Here is a 12,354-nt window from a genome sequence, read left to right as displayed (position 1 = left end):
TATAAGTGGTGAACTCATGCTAAAAAGATTAATAATACTGGCAATTACAGTTTTGGTTATCTGTGTCTGGCCTGCATCGACATGGGCGGCCCCGAGTGTCGATGACTGTATGAATAACAATAATGAAGAGTGCAACACCGATTCCGAACAACCTGGTACAGGCGAAGATGGCGCAGATGAACAAAATCAGTCAGGGGAAGTGGAAGAACCGTCTTCCAATTTGTTCTTTTACTTTGTAAAACTCTTTTTTGCATTAGCTTTTGTACTAGCATTGATTTATTTTCTGCTTAAGTTTCTTAACCGGAGAAATAAGATGTTTCAAAAAGTACGTGCAATGGAAAATGTCGGCGGCATTTCGCTTGGATCGCAAAAGTCGCTGCAAATCGTTCGGATTGGCGAAAAAGTGTACGTTATAGGTGTTGGCGACAATGTAGAAATGTTAACCGAGATTACGGATGAAAAAACGAAAACGGAACTTTTGAATAATGATGGCGGAGCTGAATTCAGGCCTGTAAATCTATTAACTTCGGTTTTGTCTAAAAACAAGAAAACAGCAGAAGCAGGGGAAGAGAAGCAAACAAATAATAACTTTTCCCAGCTGTTCCAGACGGAGCTTGATCGATTGAAACAGGGTCGTAAGCAATTAATTGAACGACGCCAAAACAAGGATGAAAATAGCAATGAATGAATTTATGGATGTTTTTTCTGGAACAGATCCAGGCAGCATTTCTACCTCGGTCCGATTAATTTTATTAATGACGATTTTTTCGCTGGCACCAAGTATTTTGATATTAATGACATGCTTTACACGAATCATTATTGTCCTGTCTTTTGTCAGAACTTCTTTAGCAACACAGCAAATGCCGCCTAATCAGGTATTGATAGGCCTTGCGTTGTTTTTGACATTTTTTATCATGGCGCCGACCTTCCAGGAAATCAACGAGGAAGCACTGTCTCCATTGATGAATGAAGAAATAACTTTAGACGAGGCTTATGAAAACGCAAGTGCGCCGATTAAAGAGTTTATGGCAGAGCATACCAGGCAGAAAGACCTGGAGTTGTTTATGAATTACTCGCAGATGGATCAACCTGACTCTATTCAGGATATTCCACTGACCACATTAGTTCCTGCTTTTGCAATAAGTGAGTTGAAGACAGCTTTTCAAATGGGATTCATGATTTTCGTTCCATTTTTAGTCATCGATATGGCCGTTGCCAGTGTTTTGATGTCGATGGGAATGATGATGTTACCGCCAGTAATGATCTCTCTGCCGTTTAAAATCCTATTATTTGTATTAGTGGATGGCTGGTATTTAATTGCCCATTCTTTATTAGATGGTTTCTAAACTTGAAAGGGGAGAAGATTTATGAGCGGTGAATTTGTCATATCGTTGGCACAACAAGGGATATACACGATTCTCTTAGTTACTGGCCCGCTTTTGTTGTTAGCTTTGGTTGTAGGTCTTATCGTTAGTATCTTCCAGGCAACCACCCAAATACAGGAGCAGACGCTGGCGTTTATTCCTAAAATTGTAGCTGTCCTTGTAGGTCTTATATTTTTCGGGCCATGGATGCTGACTAGGATGGTTGAGTTTGCAGCAAATATATTCCAAAATTTAAACCAATTTGTGGGTTAGGTTATGCTGGATTTAATAAATCTTTCGAGCATTCCTGCATTTATGCTTATATTCGTAAGAGTTGCTTCGTTTTTTGTTACCATACCTATTTTTTCATACCGGAATATACCTACTCACTTTAAGATTGGCATTAGTTTTTTCTTATCATGGATTATGTTTTACACACTGGATATACCCGAATTACCGTTTGATGAAACATTTATTTTACTGCTTTTAAAGGAAGCCTTAGTTGGTTTACTGTTAGGTTTAATTGCTTATATTATTTTAGCGGCACTGCAAATTGCCGGTGGATTTATCGATTTTCAAATGGGTTTCGCTATTGCGAATGTGATTGACCCGCAAACAGGAGCACAAAGCCCGCTGATTGGCCAATATTTTTATACGATTGCATTACTATTCATATTAGCAGTCAATGGCCACCACTTATTAATCGATGGAATTTTTTATAGTTATCAGACCGTTCCGATAGATGATTTTATCTCTTTTGGCAACGAGGGATTTAGCGAACTTGCAGTTCAGGCATTTAATGAAATGTTTTTAATTGCCTTCCAAATTGCCATCCCTGTTGTAGGTTGTTTGTTTTTGGTGGATGTAGCCTTGGGGATTATTGCAAGAACAGTTCCTCAGCTAAATGTCTTCGTAGTTGGACTTCCGTTAAAGATCCTGGTAAGTTTTATTGTTCTTCTGCCTTTTTTAACCTTCTATATGATGCTGGTAAGAAATTTGTTTGATGTACTGCTTCAGACGATGAGGCAGTTAATGGAGTTGTTTGGAGGTGCTTAAGCTGGAATTAAGATTGGATTTGCAATTTTTTGCTGGAGAAAAAACCGAAAAAGCAACTCCGAAGAAACGGCAGGATTCAAGAAAAAAAGGACAAGTCGCTAAGAGTCAGGATGTCAATACTGCTATTTTATTGTTTTTTGTTTTTTTACTTTTTATCGTTCTTGGCGGCTACTTAAAAAATATTATGACCGGAATGTATCAGCATTCCTTTACTGAATATATCAATTGGGATGTTACTGAGCATACGACCCACCAAGTATTTGTCGAAACCACCATTGAAATGAGCAAAGCCGTAGCGCCCATCATGGGAATAGCTTTAGTCGCCGGCTTGGCCTCGAATTTCATGCAAATTGGCTTTCTGTTTACCGGTGAACCATTGAAGCCTAAATTGAGTAAACTTAATCCCATTCAAGGTGCAAAGAGAATCTTTTCTGCAAGGGCATTGGTCGAACTGGTAAAGTCTTTGCTGAAGATTGTATTCATTGGTTCGATCACTTTTGCAATCTTATGGATGCGGAAAGATGAAATGATGCAGCTTGCCGGCAAAGATGTGAATAGTTCCTTAGCATTTTTTGGTGATACGACAATCACTATGGGCATTGCTGCTTCTATTGCGTTACTGGTGTTGTCAGTTATCGATTATTCTTACCAAAAGTATGATTTCGAAAAAAGCATAAAGATGACGAAAAATGATGTAAAAGATGAACATAAAAACATTGAAGGTAATCCTTTGATTAAATCTAAAATAAAAGAAAAACAGCGGCAAATGGCGATGAGAAGAATGATGAGCGAAATACCGCAGGCAGATGTAGTAATTACTAACCCAACTCATTATGCAATTGCCATTAAGTATGATGAAGATAAAGCTGATGCCCCTTATGTTGTTGCTAAAGGAGTAGACTATGTGGCATTCAGAATCAGAGAAGTAGCAAAAGCGAACGAAGTAGTTATCGTAGAAAATCGCCCGTTGGCACGAGGGCTTTATAATGAGGTGGAAATCGGAGATATTATAAGCGAAAATTTCTTCCAAGCAGTGGCAGAAGTACTGGCGTATGTATATAAAATGGGTCATAAGGCTTCAAGTAAGTGATTTAAGGAGAGAATATAATGGCAATCAGAGATTTATCAGTATTATTGGGTGTTATTTTAATTATTATCATGTTGGTCATCCCTTTGCCAGGATGGTTATTAAGTGTGTTTATTCTAATTAATATATCCTTAGCACTTATTGTGATTCTTGTATCCATGAATACGGTGGAAGCTTTACAGTTCTCGATTTTTCCATCTTTACTATTATTGATGACATTATTCCGTTTAGGCTTGAATGTTTCCACGACACGTTCCATTCTTTCGAAGGCTGATGCCGGTGGAGTGGTGGAAACCTTCGGAACTTTTGTAATTGGTGACAATCCTCTAGTAGGTTTTGTCGTGTTCTCCATCCTGGTAATTATCCAGTTTCTCGTTATTACCAAAGGAGCTGAGCGTGTCTCCGAAGTAGCTGCTCGATTCACGCTCGATGCAATGCCTGGTAAGCAAATGAGTATCGACGCTGACTTAAATGCAGGTATGATCTCTGAACAACAGGCAAAAGAAAGACGTGAAAAAATTGAAAATGAAGCTGACTTCTATGGCGCGATGGATGGTGCAAGTAAGTTTGTTAAAGGGGATGCCGTCGCCGGAATTATCATTGTATTAATAAACATTATTTTCGGTTTGATTATCGGAATGGTCCAAATGGATATGAGTTTCACGGAAGCTGTCAATACATACATGCAGTTAACTGTAGGTGACGGTCTTGTGAGTCAAATCCCGGCTTTGCTGATTGCCACGGCTACTGGTATTGTGGTAACAAGAGTAGCTTCCGAAGGCAATCTTGGAACAGACGTAACGACACAGTTGTTCAGGTACCCAAAGCTCCTTTATATTGCATCGGGGACGATTTTCTTCTTGGGGCTCACACCGATTAATTTCATGCTGACTACCACAATTGCAGCTATTCTTGGTTTCGGGGCATACTGGCTATCTAAAGAGCTGGAAGCACCTGATCTTCCAACCGTTGATGAAGAAGAAGAGGCAGAAAGCGACCATATGAAGTCTCCGGAAAATGTTGTTAATCTATTAAGTTTAGATCCGATTGAATTTGAGTTTGGTTATGCACTTATTCCATTAGCAGATACCAGCCAGGGCGGTGATTTGCTAGATCGGGTGGTAATGATCCGCAGACAGCTGGCGATTGAATTAGGTGTCGTTATACCTGTAGTAAGAATCAGGGACAACATCCAATTGAACCCGAATGAATACCGACTGAAAGTCAAAGGGAATGAAGTGGCAAAAGGCGAGTTGTTACTAGATCATTACTTGGCTATGAGCCCTGGAATTGATGACGAGAGTATTGAAGGGATCGACACGAAGGAACCCGCCTTCGGGTTGCCGGCTAAATGGATTAGTGAAGAGTTGAAGGATGAAGCAGAGCTATCCGGATATACAGTAGTTGACCCACCATCAGTGGTTTCTACTCATATTACAGAAGTTATCAAGCAGCATGCCCACTTACTGCTTGGCCGTCAGGAAACAAAGCAGTTAGTAGACCATTTAAAAGAAACGTATCCTATTTTGGTGGAAGAGGTTACGCCAGAGCCTTTGTCCATTGGGGACGTACAAAAAGTGCTTGCTAAACTGCTGCGGGAGCATGTTTCTATTAGAAATTTACCAATTATTTTTGAAACGCTGGCTGACTTCGGAAAAATGACCAGCGATACAGAACTTTTAGCTGAGTATGCAAGACAATCGCTAGCTTCGCAGATTACTAAACAGTATGTTGATAGTGGCGGGACTTTGAAAGTGGTCACTGTATCAGGAGAAGTAGAGCAAATGATTGCTGAAAATGTTCAGCAAACGGAACATGGAAGTTACCTCTCCCTTGATCCGGATTCTCAGCAGACGATTATCCGTTCTGTCACTGAGCGGATTGAGCAGCTGTCGCTCCAGGAGGAAACACCGATTATACTATGTTCCCCTTCTATCCGAATGTATTTGAAACAGTTGTTAGATCGGTTTTTCCCACAGGTTGTCGTTTTATCCTATAACGAACTGGAACCTAACTTGGAAGTACAAAGTGTAGGGGTGGTGAAAGTAGCATGAAGGTAAAAAAGTTTATAGCGCCGACGATGCCAGAAGTTATGCAAAAGGTCCGCAAAGATTTAGGTGCTGACGCAGTAATCCTTAATTCGAAAGTTATCCATCAAGGCGGATTCCTCGGCCTTTTCAAAAAGAAGAATATCGAAGTCATCGCTGCATTGGACAAACAACCGCATAAGCCACAGCCTGAAAAGAAACCTGTCTTACCAGAAGCAAGCAAAGAGAAACCAAATCAAAACCCAAATACCATCCCTAATCCTCGTTCCGTAAATACAGAGGACGGTGTGCTGAAAGAAATCAGAGATTTAAAAAAATGGATGGAACTTAACACAGCAAGTCAACTTCCTGACTATCCGGTTTCTTATCAATTGATATACCAGCATTTTCTTCAACAGGGAATTGACGATGACAAGGCTCGCCAGTTGGTTGATGGGATGGTTCAGGAACAAGCGGAACCAGAAAGAAGCAGCGAGTCCTATACCAATCTGTTAAGCAATCAACTTGAAAAGAGCATTCAAGCTGGCACGTTTGGCGGGATTAACTATGATAAACAATTTGTCCATCTAGTAGGGCCTACCGGTGTCGGTAAAACGACAACTATTGCCAAGATTGCTGCTAACAGTGTACTGAAAGAAAATAAAAAAGTGGCATTTATCACGACAGATACTTACCGTATTGCAGCAATCGACCAGTTAAAAACCTATTCAAAAATATTGGATATTCCGATGGAAATAGCCTATAACCTGGAAGATTACAACAAGGCGAGGCAAAAATTCGAGGATTATGACCTAGTATTAGTCGATACAGCAGGCAGAAACTTCAGGGATGAAAAGTATGTAAAGGAACTAGGGGAAATCATCGATCTTGATCGAGATATAGATACTTATTTAGTATTGTCACTTACGACAAAAAGCTCGGACCTTAAAGAAATATATAATCAGTTCAAAAATGTTCCGTTAAAACAATTGATTTTTACAAAAAAAGACGAAACATCCACCTTTGGTGCAATGGTTAATTTATGCCTTGAAGCAGAGATAGGCATTGCATATATTACTACTGGACAAGATGTTCCGGATGATATTGAAGGACTGAGCCCCAGGAAGATAGCTGAGTTGATAGTTGGTGATTATGGCAATGAATGATCAAGCGGAAAATTTGCGGAGAAAAATCGAAGTCCGTCGGAATTTTCGGCAAGCGAAAACGATAGCAATTGTCAGCGGCAAAGGTGGGGTCGGAAAATCTAATTTCGCCTTGAATTTTTCTCTTGGCTTAACTTTGAAGGATAAAAAAGTACTGATATTTGATTTGGATATAGGCATGGGAAATATCGATATATTATTAGGTAAGAGTTCGAGGCTATCGATTGTAAATATGTTTGAGGATAAATTGTCGATTCATGATATTATAGAAACAGCTGCTGATTCTTTATCTTATATATCTGCCGGTTCAGGCCTAAGTGATATTTTCACCATGGATAAAGCCAATTTTGACTATTTCACCACCCAATTTGAAGAGCTTGCCAGTGGATATGATTTTATCATTTTTGACATGGGAGCCGGGATTACCGAGGGAACAGCGCACTTCTTGATGGCAACCGATGAATGTATTGTCGTAACGACTCCTGAACCAACTTCATTGACGGATGCTTATGCGATGATCAAGCATATTTCCATGAAGGATAGCACTATACCTTTACGGTTACTGGTCAACAGGGCACAAAACCGCAAGTCAGGTATTCAAACCGGCAATCGTCTTCAACAAGTAGTCAACCGGTTTTTAGACAGGGAATTACTTCAGTTAGGAGTGTTGCCTGATGATAAAGCTGTAGTCCAAGCGGTGACAGGTCAGTCACCGTTTATGCTATACAACCAAAAGTCAAATGTAGCCAGAGCAATGGTAGAAATTGTCGACCGATTTCTTGGCGAGAAAGACAGGATGGAGAGTACAACTACGGACTCTCGTTCATTTATTAACAAACTTAAACAATTCATCAAAGAGAGGTAGAAAACATGGAACCTATACGGGTATTGGTGGTGGACGATTCTGCATTCATGAGAAAGATGATTTCTGATATCTTAAATTCCGATTCACGCCTTCATGTGGTTGCAACAGCACGAAACGGACGGGAAGCTTTAGAAAAGAATAAGCAGCTTTCTCCTCACGTTATTACATTAGATATAGAAATGCCCGTATTAAATGGAATTGAAACATTAAAACAAGTGATGAAAGAAAATCCAGTTCCAGTGGTGATGTTGTCGAGCCTCACGAAACAGGGAGCGGACAGTACTCTGGAAGCAATGTCACTGGGAGCTGTTGACTTTATAGCAAAGCCTTCAGGGTCTATCTCTCTAGACATAAAAAAGGTAGAAAAAGAAATAATCAACAAGGTAATCGAGGCGGCTGGAACGAAAGCCCAGGCCGGAAAAGCATTTACGAGCAGAAAAGACATTCAGGTACCAAAGCTAGTGAATTTACCAGGAAAGCATGAATTAAAAAGAGTGGTTGCGATAGGCACATCGACTGGTGGTCCAAAGGCTTTACATGAAGTGTTGACTCAATTGCCGGAGAACTTCCCAGCACCAATCGTAGTTGTACAGCATATGCCGCCTAACTTCACTAAATCATTGGCTAACCGTCTCGATTCTTTGTCTCAGATACATATCAAAGAAGCTGAAAACGGGGAAGTCTTACAAAATGGAACAGCTTATATTGCTCCAGGTGGTTTTCAGTTTCGAGTTAGACAAGTAGGCAGATCACTGGCTGCGCATGTTACGGATGAAGATCCTGTCAGAGGGCATCGGCCCAGTGTTGATATCATGTTCGAGTCATTGGCAGAACAACAGTTGTTTCAAATAGTTGCCTTGGTGATGACAGGCATGGGGGCAGATGGTTCTGCTGGCATTAGCAAAATGAAAGAAGTTAAAAACGATACAATAGTTATTGCTGAATCCAAGCAAACGTCCGTAGTTTATGGAATGCCCTTAGCTGCAGTGAATACGGGTAAAGTCGACTACATAGAGAATCTTGAAAACATCAGTGGTACATTGGTTCAACAACTATTGCGTCATGGGGGGAATTAAAATGGAAACAAATGAATATTTAGAAGTGTTTATCGAGGAAAGCAAGGAGCATATCCAGTCACTGAATGACCATCTGCTTGAATTGGAAAAGAATCCATCAGACCTTAGCATGGTCAATGAAATTTTCAGGTCTGCCCATACTTTAAAAGGGATGTCAGCGACAATGGGCTACCAGGATCTAGCAAACTTAACGCATAAAATGGAAAATGTCCTGGATGCTGTGAGAAATAACAAACTGGCAGTTAATACGGAAATCCTTGATGTAGTATTAGAGGCAGTCGATCAACTGGAGGAGATGGTATTAGATATTGCTTCCGGCGGAGAAGGCAGTAAAGATGTTGAACTGCTTGTCGAACAATTGGATGCGATTGAAAACGGCGAAGAAATCCCGGCCGCAACCAAGAAAGTAGACGATTCCCAGGAAGAAGTCTCTCATTCCAGTGCTGTTAATCTAGCTTCTACATTAGATGAATTCGAGCGGACGGTATTACTGGAATCAAAAGAACAAGGATTCCACAACTTAGAATTGAGTATTTCTTTACGGGAAGACTGTCTTTTAAAAGCTGCCAGAGTTTATATGGTCTTCGAAATATTAGAACAATCTGGTGAGGTAATAAAGTCCTCTCCGACAGTTCAAGAGCTAGAAGATGAAAACTTTGACTTATCATTTACAGTTTTGTTGGTAACAAAAGAAGATCCTCAGGAAATAGAGAAAAAAGTAATGAAAGTATCCGAAGTGGACAAGGTCCAAGCTGATCTATTCACCCCCGGACAACCAACTAAGAACGGCGGAGATGAACCAGCTCCAGCTTCTAATGGCAGCCAAACTGCAGTGGCGGAAGCTCCGGTCAAGAAAGAAGCTGACAAAAAGGCTTCTGCAAACAAAGCGCCGGTGAACAATAAAACGATAAGAGTGAATATAGACAGGCTAGATGCGTTGATGAACCTTTTTGAAGAACTGGTTATCGACAGAGGGCGGCTCGAGCAGATCGCCGATAGTCTTAAACATAATGAACTGCAAGAAACGGTTGAGCGAATGACGCGAATATCTGGAGACTTGCAAAACATCATTCTGAATATGAGAATGGTGCCAATCGACCAGGTGTTTAATAGATTCCCTCGTATGGTGCGACAGCTGGCGAAAGATTTAGGAAAACAGATCAATCTCGAAATTGAAGGTGCAGAAACCGAACTAGATAGAACCGTAATCGATGAAATCGGAGACCCACTGGTTCATTTAATTCGAAATGCTTTAGACCACGGTGTTGAGCAGCCAGACATCAGGGAGCAAAAAGGCAAGCCGAGAGAAGGATCGCTTAAGCTGTATGCATATCATAGTGGTAATCATGTCTTCATTGAAATCTCCGATGATGGTGCTGGAATAAATCGCGACAAGGTGATTAACAAAGCAATTTCCAATGGGGTCATTACAAGCGAACAGTCTGAAACGTTAACGGAAAAGCAGGTATTTCAATTGATTATGGAAAGCGGCTTTTCTACCGCAGATAAAATATCTGATGTTTCTGGCCGCGGAGTAGGGTTGGACGTAGTGAAAAATACCATTGAATCTTTAGGTGGCAATATTACTATTGATTCAAAACTGGATCAAGGTTCTGTATTCTCCATCCAGCTGCCGCTTACCTTATCAATTATTTCGGTTATGTTGGTAGAAATTGAAGAAGAAAAATATGCTGTACCGCTGTCTTCCATCATAGAAACAGCAGTGATTAAAAAATCGAATATCATGTCCGCCCATAACAAAAAAGTAATTGATTTTAGAGGAAGAGTTGTACCTCTGATCAATTTAAAAGATGTTTTTGAAGTACCTGGTGATAACGAGGAAGATGACTATTACTCGATTGTGATTATCAGAAAAGGTGATAAAATGGCTGGCTTAATTGTTGACTCGTTTATTGGCCAGCAGGAAGTAGTGCTTAAGTCATTGGGCAATTATTTAACTGATGTATTTGCCATATCAGGAGCGACAATATTGGGCGATGGCCAGGTTGCATTGATTATAGATAGTAATTCCTTAATCATGTAAAGATAGACGGCAGCAGGGCAGCTGAGGTCAAAAATAGAGAAAAATTTGATGATGGAGGTTTTAAAATGCCAGAGGAGAGTAATCAGGATATTAAAGCTATTGTGTTCCAGTTGAATGAAGAGGAGTTTGCCATTTCGGTAAAACAGGTAGGTTCAATCGAACGAATGCAGCATATTACGAGAGTTCCTCAAACTGCTGAGTTTGTCAAAGGCGTTATTAATTTGCGAGGGGTAGTGACCCCGATAATTGACTTGAGAAAAAGATTCGGGCTGGAAGCCTCCGAGTTTACCGAGAGTACTCGCATGATTATTGTTTATATGGAAGACATGGAAGTAGGTTTGATTGTGGACGCAGCTTACGATGTCATCGATATACCTAAAGGCGCCGTCGAGCCCGCACCAGAGGTCGTCGGAACTGTGGATGTCGATTACATTGAGGGTGTTGCTAAACTTGATTCAAGGCTGCTGATATTGTTGAACATGAATAACGTATTGTCCTATGAAGAAGTAAAAGCACTAAAAACGGTGGAAGGATAACCAGATGTCCTTTATAGAGAATCTGTCTAACTATCAGTTAGATACTTTAAAAGAGATTGGCAATATTGGCGCCGGCAATGCAGCAACAGCACTCTCGAAGTTACTAGACAGAAAAATAGATATGAAGACTCCATCCGTGCGCATAACTAGTTTTGATGAAACGATGGAAATGGTGGGGGGAGCAGAAACGGTGATCGTTTCGGTCTTCCTCCGGATTGAAGGCGAGGCTCCTGGCAGTATGTTTTATGTGTTTTCGCCAGAACAGGCGGAACAATTCGTTCACCAGATAACTGGTAATGAGGAGTTCTCCTTTGCTAACCCGCCATACCCGGAAATGGGCTTATCTATTTTGCATGAAATCGGAAATATTTTAGCTGGTTCCTATCTGACTGCTTTGTCGGATTTTACGTTAATTAATATGCAGCCTTCCGTTCCATCACTGACAATGGATATGGCAGGGGCAATTATATCTGAGGGTTTAATGGAATTGTCCCGAGAAAGTGATTATGCGATTATCATTGATACAACAATCCAGGAACCAGGTGCCGATAAACAAAACATCCAGGGGCATTTCTTTTTGCTGCCTGACCCAGAATCGTTTGAAAAAATATTTGCTGCATTGGGAGTAGATGGACAATGAACGCTGTCAATCAAGTAGTAAAGGTTGGTATAGCTGATTTGAAAATTGCCACTACACCCGACATTCTTCGAACTACAGGACTAGGTTCCTGTGTGGGAGTAGTAATTTATGATCTTCCCTTAAAGCTGGCTGGAATGGCACATGTTATGCTGCCTGATTCGACATTGACTAGAACCGGGGAATTAAATAAGATGAAATACGCTGACACAGCAATTGATATGCTGATGGAAAAATTGATAGCCCAGGGGGCCAGGAAATTTGCTTTAAAAGCCAAGATAGCTGGCGGCGCACAGATGTTTTCCTTTAGTACGTCAAGTGATATGATGCGTGTCGGAACTAGAAATGTAGAGGCAGTGATTACCAGATTAAAAGATAGCCGGATCCCCATCGTTGCACAAGAGGTGGGGGGAAATAATGGCCGTACCATCGAATTCTCTATCGATACCGGGAAACTTAAGATCCGAACCGTCAACATGGGCGAGTCAGAAATTTGACT

The 12,354-nt window shown here is 40.7% G+C and carries 13 protein-coding genes; all 13 read left to right on the top strand.

Annotated elements, in window-relative coordinates; all coding sequences use genetic code 11:
- The first annotated feature begins 16 nt into the window (after nt 1–16).
- Nucleotides 17–688 (top strand): flagellar biosynthetic protein FliO, encoded by a 672-nt coding sequence (gene fliO / locus BLR93_RS02075; RefSeq protein ID WP_093210722.1) that lies wholly within the window; start codon nt 17–19, stop codon nt 686–688.
- Nucleotides 681–1,346 carry a flagellar type III secretion system pore protein FliP gene (gene fliP / locus BLR93_RS02070; protein WP_093210720.1) on the top strand — a complete coding sequence of 222 codons (666 nt, stop codon included), beginning with the start codon at nt 681–683 and terminating at the stop codon, nt 1,344–1,346. Before fliO ends, fliP begins: the two co-directional genes overlap by 8 nt.
- 21 nt (nt 1,347–1,367) lie before the next feature.
- A complete protein-coding gene (fliQ, locus tag BLR93_RS02065) occupies nt 1,368–1,637 on the top strand; it encodes a flagellar biosynthesis protein FliQ (RefSeq protein ID WP_093210719.1) in 270 nt (89 codons plus the stop codon).
- Between the two features lie 3 nt (nt 1,638–1,640).
- Nucleotides 1,641–2,420 carry a flagellar biosynthetic protein FliR gene (gene fliR / locus BLR93_RS02060; RefSeq protein WP_093210717.1) on the top strand — a complete coding sequence of 260 codons (780 nt, stop codon included), beginning with the start codon at nt 1,641–1,643 and terminating at the stop codon, nt 2,418–2,420.
- A gap of 1 nt (nt 2,421) precedes the next feature.
- Nucleotides 2,422–3,510, top strand: a complete 1,089-nt coding sequence (gene flhB / locus BLR93_RS02055; RefSeq protein WP_093212296.1) for a flagellar biosynthesis protein FlhB — start codon at nt 2,422–2,424, stop codon at nt 3,508–3,510.
- A gap of 17 nt (nt 3,511–3,527) precedes the next feature.
- A complete protein-coding gene (gene flhA / locus BLR93_RS02050; protein ID WP_093210715.1) occupies nt 3,528–5,561 on the top strand; it encodes a flagellar biosynthesis protein FlhA in 2,034 nt (677 codons plus the stop codon).
- Entirely contained in the window at nt 5,558–6,700 is a 1,143-nt protein-coding gene (gene flhF / locus BLR93_RS02045) for a flagellar biosynthesis GTPase FlhF (RefSeq protein ID WP_093210714.1), read from the top strand. The genes flhA and flhF overlap by 4 nt, the downstream gene beginning before the upstream one ends.
- Nucleotides 6,693–7,562 carry a MinD/ParA family protein gene (locus BLR93_RS02040; protein WP_093210712.1) on the top strand — a complete coding sequence of 290 codons (870 nt, stop codon included), beginning with the start codon at nt 6,693–6,695 and terminating at the stop codon, nt 7,560–7,562. Before flhF ends, BLR93_RS02040 begins: the two co-directional genes overlap by 8 nt.
- 5 nt (nt 7,563–7,567) lie before the next feature.
- Complete coding sequence (locus BLR93_RS02035; protein WP_093210710.1) at nt 7,568–8,638, top strand: protein-glutamate methylesterase/protein-glutamine glutaminase; 1,071 nt, start codon at nt 7,568–7,570, stop codon at nt 8,636–8,638.
- A 1-nt stretch (nt 8,639) separates the two neighbouring features.
- On the top strand, nt 8,640–10,682 hold the full coding sequence (locus BLR93_RS02030) for a chemotaxis protein CheA (protein WP_093210708.1): 2,043 nt from the start codon (nt 8,640–8,642) through the stop codon (nt 10,680–10,682).
- A 65-nt stretch (nt 10,683–10,747) separates the two neighbouring features.
- Entirely contained in the window at nt 10,748–11,218 is a 471-nt protein-coding gene (locus BLR93_RS02025) for a chemotaxis protein CheW (RefSeq protein ID WP_093210706.1), read from the top strand.
- A gap of 4 nt (nt 11,219–11,222) precedes the next feature.
- Nucleotides 11,223–11,858, top strand: coding sequence for a chemotaxis protein CheC (locus BLR93_RS02020; RefSeq protein ID WP_093210704.1), 636 nt, complete (start codon nt 11,223–11,225; stop codon nt 11,856–11,858).
- A complete protein-coding gene (locus BLR93_RS02015; protein ID WP_093210702.1) occupies nt 11,855–12,352 on the top strand; it encodes a chemotaxis protein CheD in 498 nt (165 codons plus the stop codon). The genes BLR93_RS02020 and BLR93_RS02015 overlap by 4 nt, the downstream gene beginning before the upstream one ends.
- The last annotated feature ends 2 nt before the right edge of the window (nt 12,353–12,354 follow it).

Origin of the sequence: Sediminibacillus albus (genome assembly GCF_900101125.1) — a bacterium.
GTDB classification, from domain to species: Bacteria; Bacillota; Bacilli; order Bacillales; family Amphibacillaceae; genus Sediminibacillus; species Sediminibacillus albus.
The sequence above is the reverse complement of the archived record's forward strand: the minus strand, read 5'-3'. Positions and strand labels throughout refer to the sequence as shown.

Coding starts and splice junctions, on each gene's coding strand:
- fliO (WP_093210722.1), top strand. CDS start 17: ATGCTAAAAAGATTAATAATACTGGCAATTACAGTTTTGGTTATCTGT.
- fliP (WP_093210720.1), top strand. CDS start 681: ATGAATGAATTTATGGATGTTTTTTCTGGAACAGATCCAGGCAGCATT.
- fliQ (WP_093210719.1), top strand. CDS start 1,368: ATGAGCGGTGAATTTGTCATATCGTTGGCACAACAAGGGATATACACG.
- fliR (WP_093210717.1), top strand. CDS start 1,641: ATGCTGGATTTAATAAATCTTTCGAGCATTCCTGCATTTATGCTTATA.
- flhA (WP_093210715.1), top strand. CDS start 3,528: ATGGCAATCAGAGATTTATCAGTATTATTGGGTGTTATTTTAATTATT.
- flhF (WP_093210714.1), top strand. CDS start 5,558: ATGAAGGTAAAAAAGTTTATAGCGCCGACGATGCCAGAAGTTATGCAA.
- BLR93_RS02040 (WP_093210712.1), top strand. CDS start 6,693: ATGAATGATCAAGCGGAAAATTTGCGGAGAAAAATCGAAGTCCGTCGG.
- BLR93_RS02035 (WP_093210710.1), top strand. CDS start 7,568: ATGGAACCTATACGGGTATTGGTGGTGGACGATTCTGCATTCATGAGA.
- BLR93_RS02030 (WP_093210708.1), top strand. CDS start 8,640: ATGGAAACAAATGAATATTTAGAAGTGTTTATCGAGGAAAGCAAGGAG.
- BLR93_RS02025 (WP_093210706.1), top strand. CDS start 10,748: ATGCCAGAGGAGAGTAATCAGGATATTAAAGCTATTGTGTTCCAGTTG.
- BLR93_RS02020 (WP_093210704.1), top strand. CDS start 11,223: ATGTCCTTTATAGAGAATCTGTCTAACTATCAGTTAGATACTTTAAAA.
- BLR93_RS02015 (WP_093210702.1), top strand. CDS start 11,855: ATGAACGCTGTCAATCAAGTAGTAAAGGTTGGTATAGCTGATTTGAAA.